The following is a 15,682-nucleotide window of genomic DNA, read 5'->3' as shown; positions in this document are numbered from 1 at the left end:
AGGAGTGGGACCGCGGGCAGGGTCGGGGCCACGGGCGGGCCCGGGGTCACGGGAGAGGCCGGGGGTGGGGTCGCGGTCGGGGGCGGGGTCATCGGGACAGCCGCCGTCCGGTCCGGGCCTGCCGCAGCACGCCCGCGATCGGCGCGCCCCACGGCACGACGGCCACGCCGTGCTGCCGCATCGCCTCCAGCCGCACGTCGTGCTCCAGCCGGATCACCTTCAACGCGCTCACACCCCACTGCGCCTCGGGATCGGGCCGCAACTGCTCCGGCAGCACGTCCACCGCCAGCACCACGTTCCCGCGCCGCGCGGCGTGCACCGCCAGCTCCACCACCTCGGCGTCCAAGAACGGCGACAGCACCACCACCAGCGCCCCGTGCGGCACCTGTTCGGGCCGCAGCACGGGCCGCTGGGCCCACCCCGCCGACCGGGCGCACACCACGAGCTGGTGCCGCAGCCGCAGCAGCTGCCGCCGCCCGACGCCCGGACGCGCACCGAGCTGCGGCCGGCCGAGGTCGACCAGGCTCACCCGGTCGCCCTGCCGCAGGTACCCGGCCGCCAACGACGCCGCCGCCCGCACCGCCACGTCGAGGCTGCCTCCCGGCCGCACGGTCGTCCCGCGCGACGCCAGCGACCAGTCCCCGAGCGACCTGCCCAGCGAGCTGCCCGTCGTCGCACGCGCCGGCGTCGCCCAGTCCCCCAGCTCCGCGCCGACGTCCTGCCGCGTGTCCAGCGCCAGCACGACGTCCGCGTCCGCCTCCGCGTGGTGCTCGCGGACGTGCAGGTGCGTGCCCTCGGCGGTGCCCGCCATCGCACTGGTCCGCAACGACACCCGCCAGTCGATCCGCCGCAGCCGGTCACCCGGCTGGAACGCCCGGATGTCGCGCAGCTCCACCGAGTCGCCCGGCCGCCGCGCCCGGTGCGCGCCGACCAACCCCACCGCCCGCGCGGGCAGCAGACCGGCGGGCAACGCCTCCACCGGCGGCAGGATCACCCGACCGCGTTCGACGGCGGTGATCGGACCGTGCACGAACAACGCGTCCGGCCCCGCCACCAGGTGGTCCGGCCGCAGGTCGACGCCCTCGCCCCACGCGTCACGGCGCAGCACGACCTCGATCTCCCGCGCCGTCGCGGGCATCAGGTGCACCGTGCCGATACCGCCGGCCACGGGGTCGGGCAGCCGGATCGCCAGCACCTCCGAGCCCTCACCCGGATCGACCTCGACCGCGGACCTGGCCGCGCCGACCTCACCCGTGCGGGGCAGGCCGCGCACCTTGACCGTCGGCGTGCCCGTGACGGGCGTGAGCAGGGCGAGCAGCGTGGAGATCAGCAGCGGCGCGCCGAACAGGACCAGCTCCACCTCGTGCAGCAGCCCGCCGAGCACCACCAGCCCGACGCCCAGCGCCAGACCGCGCACCAGCGCGTCGGTCGGGTGCCAGTGCTCCCCTCTCCCCCCGGTGAGCGCTTCACGAAGCCGCTGCGCCCTCGTCATGACGAACGGGTGCTCGCCGGGCCGGCCACGCGGCCGAGCAGCTCGGTGACGACCTCCACGCCCGTCACGCCGGACGTCCACGTCTCCGGGCGCAGCGTGATGCGGTGCGCGAGGGCGGCGACGGCGCACTCCTTGACGTCCTCCGGCAGCACGAAGTCGCGCCCGTCCAGGACCGCCAGAGCCCGTGCCACCAGCACCAACGCCTGCGCGCCGCGCGGTGACGCGCCGACCTCGACGGCGGTGTGCCCGCGGCTCGCGGACGCCAGGTCCACGCAGTACCGGAGCACGTCGTCGTCCACCGCCACCTGTTCCACGCCGTGCTGGAGCTCCCGGAGCCGCCGGGCGTCCAGCACGGCCTCCACCTCGGTCTCCTCGCGCTGCCGGGTGAGCCTGCGGCGCAGCACCTCGACCTCCTCGGCGGGGGGCGGGTAGCCGATGTCCAGCCGCAGCAGGAACCGGTCGAGCTGCGCCTCGGGCAGCGGGTAGGTGCCCTCGTACTCCACCGGGTTCGCGGTCGCCAGCACGTGGAACGGGCGGGGCAGCGGGAACGTGCGGCCCTCGACCGTGACCTGCCGTTCCTGCATGGCCTCCAGCAGCGCGGACTGGGTCTTCGGCGGGGTCCGGTTGATCTCGTCGGCGAGCAGCAGGCCGGTGAACAGCGGTCCCTCGCGGAACGTGAACTCGCGGTCGCCCGGGTTGTAGAGGAACGAGCCGGTGACGTCGGCGGGCAGCAGGTCGGGGGTGCACTGGAGGCGCTTGAAGTCCAACTTCAACGCCTGCGCCAGCGACCGGGCCATCAGCGTCTTGCCCAGGCCGGGCACGTCCTCCAGCAGCACGTGCCCGCCCGCGAGGACGGCCGCCAACGCCAGCCGCAACGACCGCTCCCGACCCACGACGACGGTGCCGACGGCGGCGAGCACCGCTTTCGCGTCGGCCGCGATCGTCTCGACTGACACGGTGCCGTGGGTCACAGGTTCTCCAGGAGGTCGGCGAGCTTCGACGGCTCGGGCAGCGGTGCGGTCGGGTCGGTGAGCAGGCGGTGCAGGTCGGCGCCGAGCAGTTCGGGCGCTCTCGGGTCGTCGAGGCCGGGCACGCCGTGCCGCTGCCGCAACCGCGCCTCCGCGAGCCGCCGCAGCCGGGGCTGCACGCGGGTGACGAACCGGTCCTGGTCGACGGCGGCCTCGGCGAGCCGGCCGGCGAGCGAACCGGCCTGGGCGGACGTGGCGGTGGAGATGGTCGCGGGCAGGGGCGCCCAGACGACGTCCGTGGCGCGCGGCAGGCGTGACGCGAGCAGGGCCAACGCGCCGACCGGCACCGCGATCGGCACCGCCCAGTGCCAGGGCGCGCCGACGCGGGTGAGGACGAACGCGGTGACCGCGGTGACGGCGACCGCCAGCGTGATCGCGCGGGCCATGCCGAGCAGCGGGCTCACCGGAGGTCCCGCACGATCCGCTCCAGCGCTTCGGTGGCCGTGCGGGCGTCCGCCGCCGTCACCGCCGCCGTCCCGAACCGGGCCCGCTGGTAGACGAGCTTGAGCGTGCCCGCCGCGCCTTCGTCCACTTCGTAGCGGCGCAGCAGGTCGCCGGTGAACTCGGTGGGCGTCTGGTGGTCCTGGCGCGGCACACCGCTGTCCTCGGCGGCCCGTTCGAGGCTGAGCCAGGCGGCGATGACCGCGTCACCGGGCGGTCCGGCCTGGTCGCGCAGCTCGTCGAGCGCTTCCGCAGCACGTCGCACGAAGATCGCCGGCGGCTCCGCACGACCGTCCTCCAGGTCCGGGGCGTCGACCGCGACACCCACCCCGCGCCGCTGCCGGTGCCGGAACACGCCGAACGAGATCACCAACGCGACCACCCCGACCGCCACCACGACCAGCACGATGGTGAGGACGAGGAACGACCCGCCGACCGTCGAACCGCCCACGTCGACGTCGAAGGGGTCGACCGGCTTGGCGGTCGGCGCGGGCGTCTCCTCGGCGACCACGGGCCGTTCCCCGTAGCGGACCGGCGACTCCCCGCGCGCGGCGAGCGCGATCAGCACGAGCGCCGACCCCACCGCGATGACGAGCGCGAGCCGGGGCTTCATGAGCCAAGGATGCCCGTCGCCGTGGTTCGGCGCGTGCGGTTTCCCGGGAACGCGGCCGACTGGCCCACCGTGATCGATAGTCTTCACCGGTGACCTTGGCGATGGAGCCCGACGAGCGGCAGACGAGGCAGTACGCGTGCGGGTGCTGTGACGCGCCGATCGAACGGTCGTGGAACTTCGTCCACCGCGACGGGAACGCGCACGCCGTGTACTTCGCGAACTCGTACCACCACCGCGACCATCCGCACGAGACGTGGATCGACGTCATTCTGGGCACCTGGGGCACGGGCTCCACCGAGGACCACGTGACGTTCGGGTGCCGCGTCGGCCCGGTCGAGGGCAGCCCGCAGCCGGCGGCGACCCTGGTCCAGGCGTGCATGGACGGGTCGGGCAGCGACATCCACGGCGTGCAGCTGTCCCGGGAGGACGGCCTCACCCACCCGCGACTGCCCGAGTTCTGGCAGGTGGTCGACTTCGTGCTGGCCAACGACCCCGACGTCAACCGCCACCTGTACGGCTGACCGGCGTTTCACCGGACACGTGGACTGGTCGCGAACGCACGACTGCTGGTTCGGCACTGATCGCGTTCCCGGGCTCCTGGAGCGGGTGGAGCGCGAGGACGACGCCGAAGCCTGGGACGAGTTGGGCTACCGGCTGGTCCTGGAGCACGACTTGGTGTCGCCCGCCGGCTTCGCCGCCCTGCCTCGTCTGGTGCGTCTCGCACCGGCCAGCGCACGGGCACGTGCGCTGGCCGGGGAAATCGTGGAACGGGCGGCAGCGCACCACGGCTGTGACGATCTGGCGGCCGACTGCGCCGACGCGATCGCGGAGTTCCGCGAGGTGCTGGACCGGCACCTGCGGTCGCGGCCCTCCGACTACCTCAGGCCGTTCCGCGCGCTGCTCGCGGTCGAGGAGCAGTACCACTGGGCAGCCGCCCTGGGGGACTTCACGGACGACTTCTACCAACTGGCCTGTCCGCAGTGCGCCGTCGAGGTGACGATCGCCATCGGCGACCACGGGAACTACTCGGCGATCCGGGACTGGCACCGGGGCGACGTGGACCGGCGCGACCTGCGGCCGGCGTCCGCCGACGAGCTCTCGGGCATCGGCCGGTGGATGCACGAGACCGCGGTCCGCGACGGGGAAGAAGCCCTCGCCGGCGGACTCGCCCACCTCTTCGGCAAGGCGGAGTGCCCGAGTTGTGCCTGCGTCTTCGACATCGCGACCGAGTACACGTGGGCCAACCGCCCGGTGCTGCGGTGAACCGCGCCGGATCGGGTCGCGACGGTGACCGGACGTGGACGACGCAGGCCCGTTCGTGCCGGGTTCCGGCAGGTGGTCGGCTTCGCTGTGGCCGACGACCCCGACGTCCACCGCAACCCGTACGGCACCGACCGGCGGCCGGATCCGAGCCGGCTCCTCAACCGAGGCCGGCTGCGGTCTTGGCTTGCTCCAGGACGTCTTGGAGCATGGACTGGGTGAGCTTGCCGGTGAACGTGTTGTGCGGGCTCACGTGGTAGCAGCCGAACAGCTGCAGGGGCGGGCCGTCGTCCTGTGCCTCCAGCGTCACGTGGGCGCCGTGGCCGAACGCGGGGCGTGGCCGGGGCACCTGCCAGCACGCGGCCAGCACCGGCAGCACCGCCTGCCAGCCGAACGCGCCCAGCACGAGCACCGCCCGCAGGGTCGGGCGGAGCAGTTCGAGTTCCCGGATCAGCCACGGACGGCAGTTGTCGCGTTCCTCCGGGGTCGGCTTGTTCTCCGGCGGCGGGCACTTCACCGGGGCCGTGATGCGCGTGCCGATCAGCTCCAGGCCGTCGCCGACGTGCGTCGACGTCGGCTGCGTCGCCAACCCGACCGCGTGCATCGCCGCGTACAGGAAGTCCCCCGAGCGGTCGCCGGTGAACATGCGGCCGGTGCGGTTCGCGCCGTGCGCGGCGGGCGCCAGGCCGACGATCGCCAGTGACGCGTCGGCGGGGCCGAACCCCGGCACCGGCCGCCCCCAGTACTCCTCGTCCCGGAACGCCGCCCGCTTGACCCGCGCCACCTCCTCGCGCCACGCCACCAGCCGCGGGCACGCGCGGCAACTGGTAACCCGTTCGTCGAGAGCGGACAGCGGGAGCAAGGTGCGCGTCTCCGATCGTAGAGTTCGGCCATGACCGACAAGGACAACGGCGACGAGCAGGCCGCCAAGGACAAGCCCGACGACGAGCGGGACCTCCCGGTCGACGACCTCGTCACCACCCAGCACAGCATCACCGTCAAGCGCCGCAAGCTGAACTACACCACTACCACCGGTCGGGTGGTGCTGCGGCAGGAGGTGCTGACCGAGGGCAAGTTCGACGGGCACCAGCCGAAGGCGGAGGTCTTCGTCACGGCGTACACGCTGGACGGCGCGGACCCGGCGAAGCGGCCGGTGACGTTCGCGTTCAACGGCGGGCCGGGGTCGTCCAGCGTGTGGCTGCACCTCGGGCTGCTCGGGCCGCGCCGGGTGGTGTCCGGTGACGTGGGTGACATGGCGCCGCCGCCGTACGACCTGGTCGACAACGCCGAGACGCTGCTCGCGCACAGCGACCTCGTGTTCATCGACCCGGTGTCGACCGGGTACTCGCGGGCGGTGAAGGGCGAGAAGCCCGGCGAGTACCACGGTTTCCAGGGCGACCTGGAGTCGGTCGGCGAGGTGATCCGGCTGTGGACGTCGCGCAACGGGCGGTGGATGTCGCCGAAGTTCCTGGCCGGCGAGTCGTACGGGACGACGCGGGCGGCCGGGTTGGCCGAGTACCTCCAGTCCCGGTACGGGATGTACCTCAACGGGTTGATGCTGATCTCGTCGGTGCTGGACTTCGCGACGCTGGACTTCAGCGAGGGCAACGACCTGCCGCACACGCTGTTCCTGCCGACGTACGCGGCGATCGCGCACTACCACGGGCTGCACGGGTCGCGGGCGCTGGAGGACGTCCTGGCGGAGGCCGAGGAGTTCGCGTCGCGGGACTACCCGTGGGCGCTGGCGCGTGGCAACCGACTGTCCACTGAGGAGCGTGCCGACGTGGTGGCGCGGCTGGCCCGCCTCACCGGTCTGGACGAGGACTACGTGGACCGGGTGAACCTGCGGGTCGAGCACGTGCGGTTCTTCACGGAGTTGCTGCGGTCGCAGCGGAAGGTCGTCGGGCGGCTCGATTCGCGGTTCACCGGGCCGGATGCGGACTACGGCCGGGAGACGTTCAGCGAGGACCCGTCGTACTCGGCGATCCTCGGGCCGTACACGGCGGCCTTGAACCACTACGTGCGGTCGGAGTTGGAGTACGAGAACGACCTGCCGTACGAGATCCTGACGGTGAACGTCCGGCCTTGGTCGTTCAAGGAGTTCGAGGGGGTGCACGTGACGGTGGCGAACAAGCTGGCGTCGGCGATGCGCGCCAACCCGCACCTCCGCGTGCACATCGCATACGGTCACCTGGACGGGGCGACGCCGTACTACGCGGCCGAGCACGTGGTGGCGCACTTGCAGATCCCGGACGAGCTGCACGCCAACATCGAAGCCGCCTACTACCCCGCCGGGCACATGATGTACGTCCACGAGCCGAGTCGGGTCCAGCAGTCGAAGGACCTGGCCGACTTCGTCCAGTCCGCCTCGAACCGCTAGCGGTCGACCGGCAGCCTGGGCTGAGCCCCACACCGGGCGCACCGGCCTTGAACGCATGCCCCGCGGCTCATTGCGACCCGCGGGGCATGCGCTCATCAGGCACGGCGTCAGTCAGGCCACGCTGTCGGTCACGGCACGGCGTCAGTCACGGCACGACGGAGCGTTCCTCGGCGAAGTGGCACGCGCTCGGATGCCCGCCGTCGCGGCTGATCAGGGCCGGTTCCTCGGTGGCGCACACGTCCTGCGCCTTCCAGCACCGCGTGCGGAAGCGGCAGCCGGAGGGCGGGTTCACCGGTGACGGCACGTCGCCGGTCAGGCGGATCACGTCGCGCCTGCCCCGCAGGGCGGGGTCGGCCACCGGCACCGCCGACAGCAGCGCCTGCGTGTACGGGTGCGTGGGGTGCCGGTAGATCTGCTCCTCCGTCCCGATCTCCACGACCTTCCCCAGGTACATCACCGCCACCCGGTCCGACAGGTGCCGCACCACCGACAGGTCGTGCGCGATGAACACGTACGACAGCCCGAACTCGCCCTGGAGCTCGGCCAGGAGGTTCATCACCTGCGCCTGGATCGACACGTCCAGCGCCGACACCGGCTCGTCGCACACGATCACCTTCGGCTTCAGCGCCAGCGCCCGCGCGATCCCGATCCGCTGCCGCTGCCCACCCGAGAACTGGTGCGGGTACCGGTTGAGGTGCTCGGGGTTCAGGCCGACGACGTCCAGCAGCTCCCGCACCCGCCCGGCCCGCGACGCCTTGGGCGCGACCTCCGGGTGGATCTCGAACGGCTCACCCACGATGTCGCCCACGGTCATCCGCGGGTTCAGGGAGGTGTACGGGTCCTGCAGCACGATCTGCATCTCCCGCCGCCACCGGCGCAGCGCGGCGCCCCGGAGCGAGAACATCGGCTCACCCTCGAAGTACGCCGCCCCGGACGTGGGCGGTTCCAGCCGCATCAAAACCTGGGCCAGCGTCGACTTGCCGCACCCCGACTCGCCGACCACCCCCAGCGTCTCCCCCGCGCCCAACGTGAACGACACGCCGTCCACCGCCCGCACCTGCCCGACCGTCCGCCGGAACGCCACTCCCCGCGTCACCGGGAAGTGCTTCACCAGGTCGACCACTTCCAGCAGCTCAGCCACGGGGACCACCCACGACTTCCTCCGCGAAGTGGCACGCGCTGGTCCGCCCGAACCCCAGCCGCACCGCCGACGGCACGTGCGAAGCGCAGATGTCCTCCGCCCGCGAGCACCGGGGGTGGAACGGGCACCCCGGCGGGATCCGCAGCAGGCTCGGCGGCAGCCCGCGGATCGTCTCCAGGGCCGTCCCCTTCGAGTCCAACCGCGGCAGTGAGCGCATCAGCGCGGACGTGTACGGGTGCCCGGGTGAGCGGAACAGCGACACCGCGTCCGCGTGCTCCACGATCCGCCCCGCGTACATCACCACGATCCGGTCCGCCACCTCCGCCACCACCCCGAGGTCGTGCGTGATCAGGATCAGCCCCATCTGCCGCTCGCGCTGGATCTCCGCCAGCAGGTCCATGATCTGCGCCTGCACGGTCACGTCCAGCGCCGTCGTCGGCTCGTCCGCGATCAGCACCTCCGGGTCGAGCGCCAACGACATCGCGATCATCGCCCGCTGCCGCATCCCGCCCGAGAACTGGTGCGGGTAGTCCCGAACCCGTTGCCGCGCGAGGGGAATCCGCACCAGGTCCAGCAGCTCGACCGCCCGCGCCCGCGCGTCGGCCCGGCTCATCCCGCGCCGCACCCGCAGCTGCTCCTCGATCTGGAACCCCACCGTGAACACCGGGTTCAACGCCGACAGCGCGTCCTGGAAGATCATCGCGACGCCCGACGCCCGCACCGCCCGACGACGGTCCGCGGACGCCGACAGCAGCTCCTCACCGTGGAACCGCACCGACCCCCGCGTCACGAAAGCCGGTGGCGTGTCGAGGATTCCCATGATCGCCTGCGCGGTCACGCTCTTCCCCGACCCGGACTCGCCCAGCACGGCCAACGTCTCGCCCGCGGACACGTGGTAGCTCACGCCGTTCAGCACGCGCGCCACCCCGTCCCGCGTGCGGAACTCCACGTGCAGGTCCTCGACCTCGAGCAGCACCAAAACCTCCCCAAAAGGGTCGAGCCCAGCAGATCAACGCAGCTTCGGGTCGAGGGCTTCGCGCACCGCGTCACCCAACATCACGAAGGCCAGCACGGTCGCGGTCAGGAAACCGGCCGGGAACAGCAGCGCGTGCGGCGCGACGCGCAGGTAGTCCTTGGCGCTGTTGATCATCACGCCCCACGACACGACCGGCTGCCGCAGCCCGATCCCGAGGTACGACAGCGTCGCCTCGGCGCCGATGAACGCGCCCAGGGCGATCGTCGAGTACACCAGCACCGGCGCGATGCAGTTGGGCAGCATGTGCTTGCCGATGATCCGCACCGAGGACGCGCCCAACGCCCGCGCCGCCTTCACGTAGTCCTGCTGCTTGGCCGCGATCGCCGTCGACCGCATGATCCGCATCGCCACCGGCCACGACAGCACCGAGATCGACAGCACCACCTGCGCCACGATCCGCACCGGCCCCGCGTCACCACCGGCGTTCAGGGTGGTGAGGATGACGATCGCGCCCAGCACGAACGGCACGCCCACGAACACGTCCGCGATCCGCGACACGACGGCGTCCAGCCACCCGCCGTAGAACCCGGCCAGCATCCCCACGGACGCACCGACCAGCACCACGCCCAACGTCGCCAGCAGGCCGACGACGATCGACGCCCGCGCGCCGTAGACGACCCGCGTGTAGATGTCGTAGCCCTGGTTGTCGTACCCGAACCACGCCTCGGCGGACGGCGCGCCGCGCGACCGCGACAGGTCCGCCAGGTTCGGGTCGCCGGACGCGAACAGCCCCGGGAACAGCGCCAGCGACAGCATCAGCAGGATCAACGAGACGGACACCCAGAACAACGGCCGCCGCCGCAGCGTGTGCCAGGCGTCCCCGAACAGGCCGCGCGGCTGTTCCACCACGGCAGGAGCGATCTGACTAGTCATAGCGGATCCTCGGGTCCAAGACCGCGTAGAGCAGGTCCACCAGCAACGTCATGAGCAGGTACACCAACACCAGCACGGTGACGACGCCGGTCACCATCGCGCCGTCCTTCGTCAGGATCGACCGGAACACCAGCCCGCCGACGCCGGGCACGTTGAAGATCCCCTCGGTGACGATCGCGCCGCCGAGGAACGCGCCGAGGTCGGTGCCGAGGAACGTGACCACCGGGATCAGCGAGTTCCGCAGCAGGTGGACGCCCACCACCCGGTGGTTGGGCTGGCCCTTCGCCAACGCCGTGCGCACGTAGTCGGCCCGCCGGTTCTCCGAGATGCTCGCCCGGGAAAGCCTTGCCACGTACGCCATCGACAGGCTGGCCAGCACGAACCCCGGCACGATGAGGTTCCCGAACGTCGGCGTGGTGACCGTCGGCGAGATCCACCCGAGTTGCAGCCCGAACACCAGCTGCACCACGTACCCGGTGACGAACACCGGGATGGAGATCAGGAACAGCGTCGACACGAGCACCAGGCTGTCCAGGAACCCGCGGTTGCGCAGGCCCGAGACGACACCCGCGGTGATGCCGATGACCGCCTCGACCAGCAGCGCCACCAGGGCGAGCCGCACCGTCACCGGGAACGCCGCCGCGATCCGGGTCGAGACCTCGACCCCCGACGACGTGAGGCCGAAGTCGCCTTGGACCAGTCCCAGCAGGTACTTGCCGTACTGGACGATCAGCGGGTCGTCCAGGTTGAACTTCTCCCGCATCGCCGCCACGTACGACGCCGGGCAGTCCCGCTCACCGCACTTGCCCTCGAACGGGTCACCGGGCACCGCCCACACCAGGGCGTAGATCAGGAACGTCGTGCCGAGGAACACCGGCACCATCTGCAACAGCCTGCGCAGGACGTAACGCCCCAACGCGCACTCCCCTCGACCGGGGCCGGCCCGGGTCTGCGACCCGGACCGGCCCGTGCGGAACCCCTGGTGCTAGGCCACTTCCACCGTGTAGAGGTCCAGCGTGCGGAACGGGTCGAGGTTGGCCACCTTGAGCCGGTCGGAGCGGCCGGCGATGGTGTTCTGCGTCCACAGCGGGAGGACCGGCAGGTCCTCCGCGAGCATCCGCTCGGCTTCGAGGTACAGCTCGATCGCTTCCTCCTCGCTGGGCGCCTTGTCGGCCTCGGCGAGCTTCGCGTCGAGCGCGGGGTTCGAGTAGCCACCGTCGTTGGAGGACGAGCCGGTCCGGTACAGCGGCGTCAGCCAGTTCTCGATCGACGGGTAGTCCGCGATCCAGCCCGCCCGGTACATGCCGGTCATCTCGTGCGCGTTCACCTTCTGCCGGAACTCGCCGAAGCTGGTCGACGGCGCGAACCTGGCCTCGATGCCGAGGGTGTTCTTGATGCTGTTGACCACCGCCTCGGCCCATTCCGTGTGCCCGCTGTCGGTGTTGGACAGCAGCACGATCTCCCCGGTGTACCCGGACTTCGCGAGCGCCGCCTTGGCCTTTTCCGGGTTGAACGTGCAGTACTCGCCGCACTGGCCGGGCTGGTAGCCCTTCATCAGCGGGTGCACCCAGCCGTCGGCCGGCTTGCGGGTGCCCTCGAAGATGACCCGGGTGATCTCCTCGCGGTTGATCGCCATGGAGATCGCGCGGCGCAGGTCGACGTTGTCGTACGGCTTGAGGTAGAGCGGGAACGCGATGGTCTGGTTGTTCAGCGTCTCCCGCTGCACCACCCGTTCGCCCAGGTCGGTCTCGTACTGCCGGCCGGCCAGCGCGTTCGGCGGCAGTTCCTCCAGGAAGTCCAGGTTGTTCGACACGAGGTCCGCGTAGGCCGATTCACGGCTCTGGTAGACCTTGAGCGTCAAGTCCTTGAACTTCGGCTTGTCGGTGCCCTGGTAGTCGTCGTTGCGGGTCAGCTTGATGTTGGCGCCGACCTCCCGCGAGACGTACTTGAACGGGCCGTTGCCGATCGGGTGCTTCTCGAAGGCCATGCGGTCCTTGAAGAACGACTCCGGCAGCGGCGAGAACACCTCGTAGCCGATGGTCACCGGGAACACGGCGAACGCCTCGGACAGCGTGATGGTGAACGTGTGGTCGTCCACGACCTTCAAGCCGGACAGGGTTTCCGCGGTCGGTGCGGGCGGCGCCTGCGGGCCGTCGGCGCCGTCCGGGTCCTTGGGGTGGACGGCGTCGAAGCCGTCGATCTGGGAGAAGAAGCTGGCGCCCTGCGTGGCGTTCGGCCCGTAGGCGGTCCAGTTCCAGGCGTCCACGAAGCTCTTCGCGGTGACCGGCGTGCCGTCGTGGAACAGCCAGCCCTGCTTGATCTTGACGGTGAAGACCTTGGAGTCGGTGGTGTCGATCGACTCGGCCATCGCGTTCTGCGGCTGCGCGTCCTCCGCGCGGTACTCGACGAGGCCGGTGAACAGCGGGTCGAGGACCCGGCTGCCACCGACCTCGGTGGTGTTGCCGGGGACGAGCGGGTTCTCCGGCTCGGTGTTGAAGATGGTGATGCCGGCTTCGGTGTTCGAGGCCGCCGGGGTGTCTGCCGAGCCGCAGGCTGCCGCGGCCAATGCGACCGCGACGGCCGCGGGGACTAATCGGGCACGTGACATTAGGGTCCTCCCACCTGATCGGGCGTAACCGAACAGAGTCGACCGCTTTCACAGCGTCAGAGGAACGCTAAGGGGACGGTGACGTGGGCCATACCGGTGACGGCGTCACGGCTTGATCACGATCAATCCCAGTTGACAGCTTCAGGCGGTGGAGAACGCGATCCCGTCGAGGATGTCGTGCTCGCTGGAGACGAGTTCCGTCACTCCGCGCGACTCCAGGTGGTCGGCGAGCACGCGGACGATCAACGCGCCGCCGCAGATCACGTCCACGCGGCCGGGGTGCATCGGCCCCAGCGCCGCGCGCTCGTCGTGACTCATGGTGAGCAGCTTCGCGGTGGTCTCGCGGATCCGGTCGAGGCCGATCCGTGCCAGATGGATCTCCGCGGGGTCGTACCGGGGCAGGTCCTTGGTGAGCGCGACGAGGGTCGTGACGGTGCCGGCGACGCCGATCCAGGTCTTGGTCTTCGCCGTGGGCACCGCTTCGAACGCTTCGGCGAGGACGTCCTTCGTCACCCGGACGGCTTCCTCGACCTCGGCCTCGGTCGGCGGGTCGCCGCGCAGGCAGCGCTCGGTGAGCCGCACGCAGCCGATGTCGACGGACCGGGCGGCCTCCACGTCGCCGCGCACGCCGTTCCAGGTGCCCAGGACGAGTTCGGTCGACCCGCCACCGATGTCGGAGACCAGGAACGGGCCTTCGTCCGCGTCCAGGTCGGACACCGCGCCGGTGAAGGAGAGGCGGGCCTCCTCGTCGCCGGTGATGACCTCGGCCTCGACGCCCAGCACTTCGCGGGTCATGTCGAAGAACTCGTCCTTGTTGGCGGCGTCGCGGGTCGCGGAGGTCGCGACCATGCGGACGCGCTCGGTTCCCTTGCGGCGCAAGACGTTCGTGTAGTCGAGGAGCGCGGCGCGGGTGCGGGCGATGGCGTCGGGGTGCAGCCGGCCGGTGGCATCCACCCCCTGGCCGAGCCGGACGACCCGCATCTCGCGGTGCACGTCGCGCAGCGACCGCTCACCACTGTCCGAAGTGGTCACATCGGCGACCAGCAGGCGGATCGAGTTGGTCCCGCAATCGATCGCGGCCACGCGTGCCATGCCCGGTTCCTTCCCTGCCGGTGGGTGCTGCCCCCAGCACCCTAGTCGGCGGGCCGGTGCTCAGCGGGGCGGTGGGGCGGAGACGGGAGGCTCAGCTGGGCTGCATCGACGAGGTGGTCGAGCTGGTCGAGCTGGTCGAGCCGGTCGAGCTGGTGGACGACCCGGAGGAGGTGGCCGGGTCGCTGGAGCTCCCGGCCGGCGAGCTGCTGTCCGAGGTGGTCCCCTCCGACGTGGTCTTCTCCGACGTGGTCTTCTCCGACGTGGTCCCTTCCGGAGTAGTCCCTTCCGGAGTGGTGCCCGCTGAAGTGGTGCCCGCTGAAGTAGTGCCCGCCGAAGTAGTGCTCTCCGGGGTGGTGCCCGCCGGGGTGGTGCTCTCCGGGGTGGTGCTTCCCGGGGTGGTGGCTGCCGACGACGTGGTCACCGGGGACTCGGAGGTCGTCGCCGGGGAGCTGGGCTCCACCGTCGAGGTCTTCGGCGTGGTGGTCGTGGTCGGCGAGGTCGTCGTCGTCGGCGGCGTGGTGGTGGTCGGCGTCGGGCAGCCCGGCGGCACGGAAGGTGTCGTCGTCGGCGTCGTCGTCGTGGGCGTCGTCGTCGGCGTGGTGGTCGGCGTCGTCGTCGTGGGGCACGACGGCGGCGTCGGGGTCAGCGTCAACGTCGTCCCGGGACGCGTCGTGGTCGTCGGCGGGGTCGACGTGCCCTGCGACGGTGGCGTCGTGGTGCCGGGGGGCGTCGTGCCGGGCGGCGTGGTGCCGGGCTGCCCGGGGTTGTTCGCCGGGTTGCCGGGGCTCAGACCGGGGCCGTAGTCGTCGTCCGAGCCGACCATGTCCGGCAGCGGGGTGACGCCCTTCGCGTAGGCGTCCGCCCAGTACAGCACCGTCCGGACGTACTCCTCGGAGTGGTTGTACCGGAACACCGAGCGCGCGCGCTGCACCGGATCGCTCAGGTCCGCGCCGTACGCGCACAGGTAGTTGCCCGCGCCGATCGTGGCGTCGTAGATGTTGTTCGGGTTCTTCTGCCCGTCACCGTTGCCGTCGGCCTCGTAACCGGCCCACGTGGACGGGATGAACTGCATCGGGCCGACCGCCCGGTCCCAGGTCCGGTCGCCGTCGAACCGGCCGTCGTCGGTGTCCGGGATCGCCGCCACGCCGGGGGCGCCGTTCAGCACCGGCCCCACGATGGGCCTGACCGTGGTGCCGTCCTCGGCGACCCGGCCGCCGCGCGCGTGCCCGGACTCGATCCGCCCGATGCTCGCCAGCAACGGCCAGTCCAGCTTGCAGCCGGGCGTGGTGCGGGCCAACCGGTCCGCCGCGCGCATGTACGCCTCGAGCATGACACCGGGGATGCCGTGCTGCCCTTCGCGCAGGTAGCCGCCGTCCAACGGGGGCAGCTCGTCCTCGAACTCGGACGGGTCGTCGGCGTCGGCGAGCAGCGCCGCGCTCAGCTCGTCCGTCTCGGGCAGTCGGCCGGTCGCACCGAGGGTGCCGCGGTCCTTCAGCGCGAGCGTGCCCAGCACGTCGCCGGGACCGGGCGGCACGGCCTCCACTCCGGACTGGTTCGACAGGTTGACCCAGTCGATCGGGGCCGCTCCGTGCAACAGTGCTGGGACGAGCATCGCGGCGGTCGCCGTCGCGGCGAAGCCCCACTGCCGTGGCGTCATCGTGCCGGGATGGACCTTGGTCCGCTTCCGCACACGACGTTTGCTCTTCGGCACAGCCACG

Annotated in this window: 15 protein-coding genes; 3 read left to right on the top strand and 12 right to left on the bottom strand. The window is 71.5% G+C overall.

Going from position 1 to position 15,682, the window contains the following annotated elements; genetic code table 11:
- Nucleotides 1–88: 88 nt before the first annotated feature.
- From OQ02_RS26420 to OQ02_RS41335, 4 genes are read right to left on the bottom strand one after another with little or no spacing between them, the layout of a single operon-like run.
- On the bottom strand, nt 89–1,492 hold the full coding sequence (locus tag OQ02_RS26420; protein WP_033441262.1) for a DUF58 domain-containing protein: 1,404 nt from the start codon (nt 1,490–1,492) through the stop codon (nt 89–91).
- Nucleotides 1,489–2,448, bottom strand: coding sequence for an AAA family ATPase (locus OQ02_RS26415; RefSeq protein WP_231500230.1), 960 nt, complete (start codon nt 2,446–2,448; stop codon nt 1,489–1,491). The genes OQ02_RS26420 and OQ02_RS26415 overlap by 4 nt, the downstream gene beginning before the upstream one ends.
- An 11-nt stretch (nt 2,449–2,459) precedes the next feature.
- Entirely contained in the window at nt 2,460–2,924 is a 465-nt protein-coding gene (locus OQ02_RS44135) for a hypothetical protein (protein ID WP_033441260.1), read from the bottom strand.
- Nucleotides 2,921–3,574, bottom strand: coding sequence for a DUF4129 domain-containing protein (locus tag OQ02_RS41335; RefSeq protein ID WP_051772819.1), 654 nt, complete (start codon nt 3,572–3,574; stop codon nt 2,921–2,923). Before OQ02_RS41335 ends, OQ02_RS44135 begins: the two co-directional genes overlap by 4 nt.
- 89 nt (nt 3,575–3,663) lie before the next feature.
- Here OQ02_RS41335 and OQ02_RS26400 point away from each other — a divergent pair, with 89 nt between their 5' ends.
- Nucleotides 3,664–4,095, top strand: a complete 432-nt coding sequence (locus tag OQ02_RS26400) for a hypothetical protein (RefSeq protein WP_033441259.1) — start codon at nt 3,664–3,666, stop codon at nt 4,093–4,095.
- A gap of 19 nt (nt 4,096–4,114) precedes the next feature.
- Complete coding sequence (locus OQ02_RS26395; protein WP_033441258.1) at nt 4,115–4,837, top strand: hypothetical protein; 723 nt, start codon at nt 4,115–4,117, stop codon at nt 4,835–4,837.
- A gap of 157 nt (nt 4,838–4,994) precedes the next feature.
- On the opposite strand, the gene OQ02_RS26390 is transcribed toward OQ02_RS26395, so the two are convergent.
- Nucleotides 4,995–5,696: a uracil-DNA glycosylase gene (locus OQ02_RS26390; protein ID WP_033441257.1), complete on the bottom strand. Its 702-nt coding sequence runs from the start codon at nt 5,694–5,696 to the stop codon at nt 4,995–4,997.
- Between the two features lie 30 nt (nt 5,697–5,726).
- Between OQ02_RS26390 and OQ02_RS26385 the strand changes: the two genes are divergently transcribed.
- A complete protein-coding gene (locus tag OQ02_RS26385; RefSeq protein ID WP_033441256.1) occupies nt 5,727–7,214 on the top strand; it encodes a S10 family peptidase in 1,488 nt (495 codons plus the stop codon).
- Nucleotides 7,215–7,359: 145 nt separating this feature from the next.
- Here OQ02_RS26385 and OQ02_RS26380 read toward each other — a convergent pair whose 3' ends face one another.
- The 7 genes from OQ02_RS26380 to OQ02_RS44130 form a co-directional block, all read right to left on the bottom strand.
- Nucleotides 7,360–8,355 carry an ABC transporter ATP-binding protein gene (locus OQ02_RS26380; protein ID WP_033441334.1) on the bottom strand — a complete coding sequence of 332 codons (996 nt, stop codon included), beginning with the start codon at nt 8,353–8,355 and terminating at the stop codon, nt 7,360–7,362.
- Nucleotides 8,348–9,331 (bottom strand): ABC transporter ATP-binding protein, encoded by a 984-nt coding sequence (locus OQ02_RS26375; RefSeq protein WP_081915968.1) that lies wholly within the window; start codon nt 9,329–9,331, stop codon nt 8,348–8,350. The genes OQ02_RS26380 and OQ02_RS26375 overlap by 8 nt, the downstream gene beginning before the upstream one ends.
- A gap of 33 nt (nt 9,332–9,364) precedes the next feature.
- On the bottom strand, nt 9,365–10,264 hold the full coding sequence (locus OQ02_RS26370; protein ID WP_033441254.1) for an ABC transporter permease: 900 nt from the start codon (nt 10,262–10,264) through the stop codon (nt 9,365–9,367).
- The gene (locus tag OQ02_RS26365; RefSeq protein WP_033441253.1) at nt 10,257–11,180 is read right to left on the bottom strand and encodes an ABC transporter permease; all 924 of its coding nucleotides are present in this window, start codon (nt 11,178–11,180) and stop codon (nt 10,257–10,259) included. The genes OQ02_RS26370 and OQ02_RS26365 overlap by 8 nt, the downstream gene beginning before the upstream one ends.
- A gap of 69 nt (nt 11,181–11,249) precedes the next feature.
- Nucleotides 11,250–12,872, bottom strand: a complete 1,623-nt coding sequence (locus OQ02_RS26360) for a peptide ABC transporter substrate-binding protein (protein WP_033441252.1) — start codon at nt 12,870–12,872, stop codon at nt 11,250–11,252.
- Between the two features lie 141 nt (nt 12,873–13,013).
- A complete protein-coding gene (locus tag OQ02_RS26355) occupies nt 13,014–13,964 on the bottom strand; it encodes a Ppx/GppA phosphatase family protein (RefSeq protein WP_033441251.1) in 951 nt (316 codons plus the stop codon).
- A gap of 91 nt (nt 13,965–14,055) precedes the next feature.
- On the bottom strand, nt 14,056–15,621 hold the full coding sequence (locus OQ02_RS44130; protein ID WP_197043503.1) for a lytic transglycosylase domain-containing protein: 1,566 nt from the start codon (nt 15,619–15,621) through the stop codon (nt 14,056–14,058).
- Between the last annotated feature and the right edge of the window lie 61 nt (nt 15,622–15,682).

It is taken from the genome of Saccharothrix sp. NRRL B-16314, from assembly GCF_000716595.1.
In the GTDB taxonomy this organism is placed as follows: Bacteria; Actinomycetota; Actinomycetes; order Mycobacteriales; family Pseudonocardiaceae; genus Actinosynnema.
Note: the sequence above shows the minus strand (reverse complement) of the source record. Positions and strands in the feature narration are given on the sequence as shown.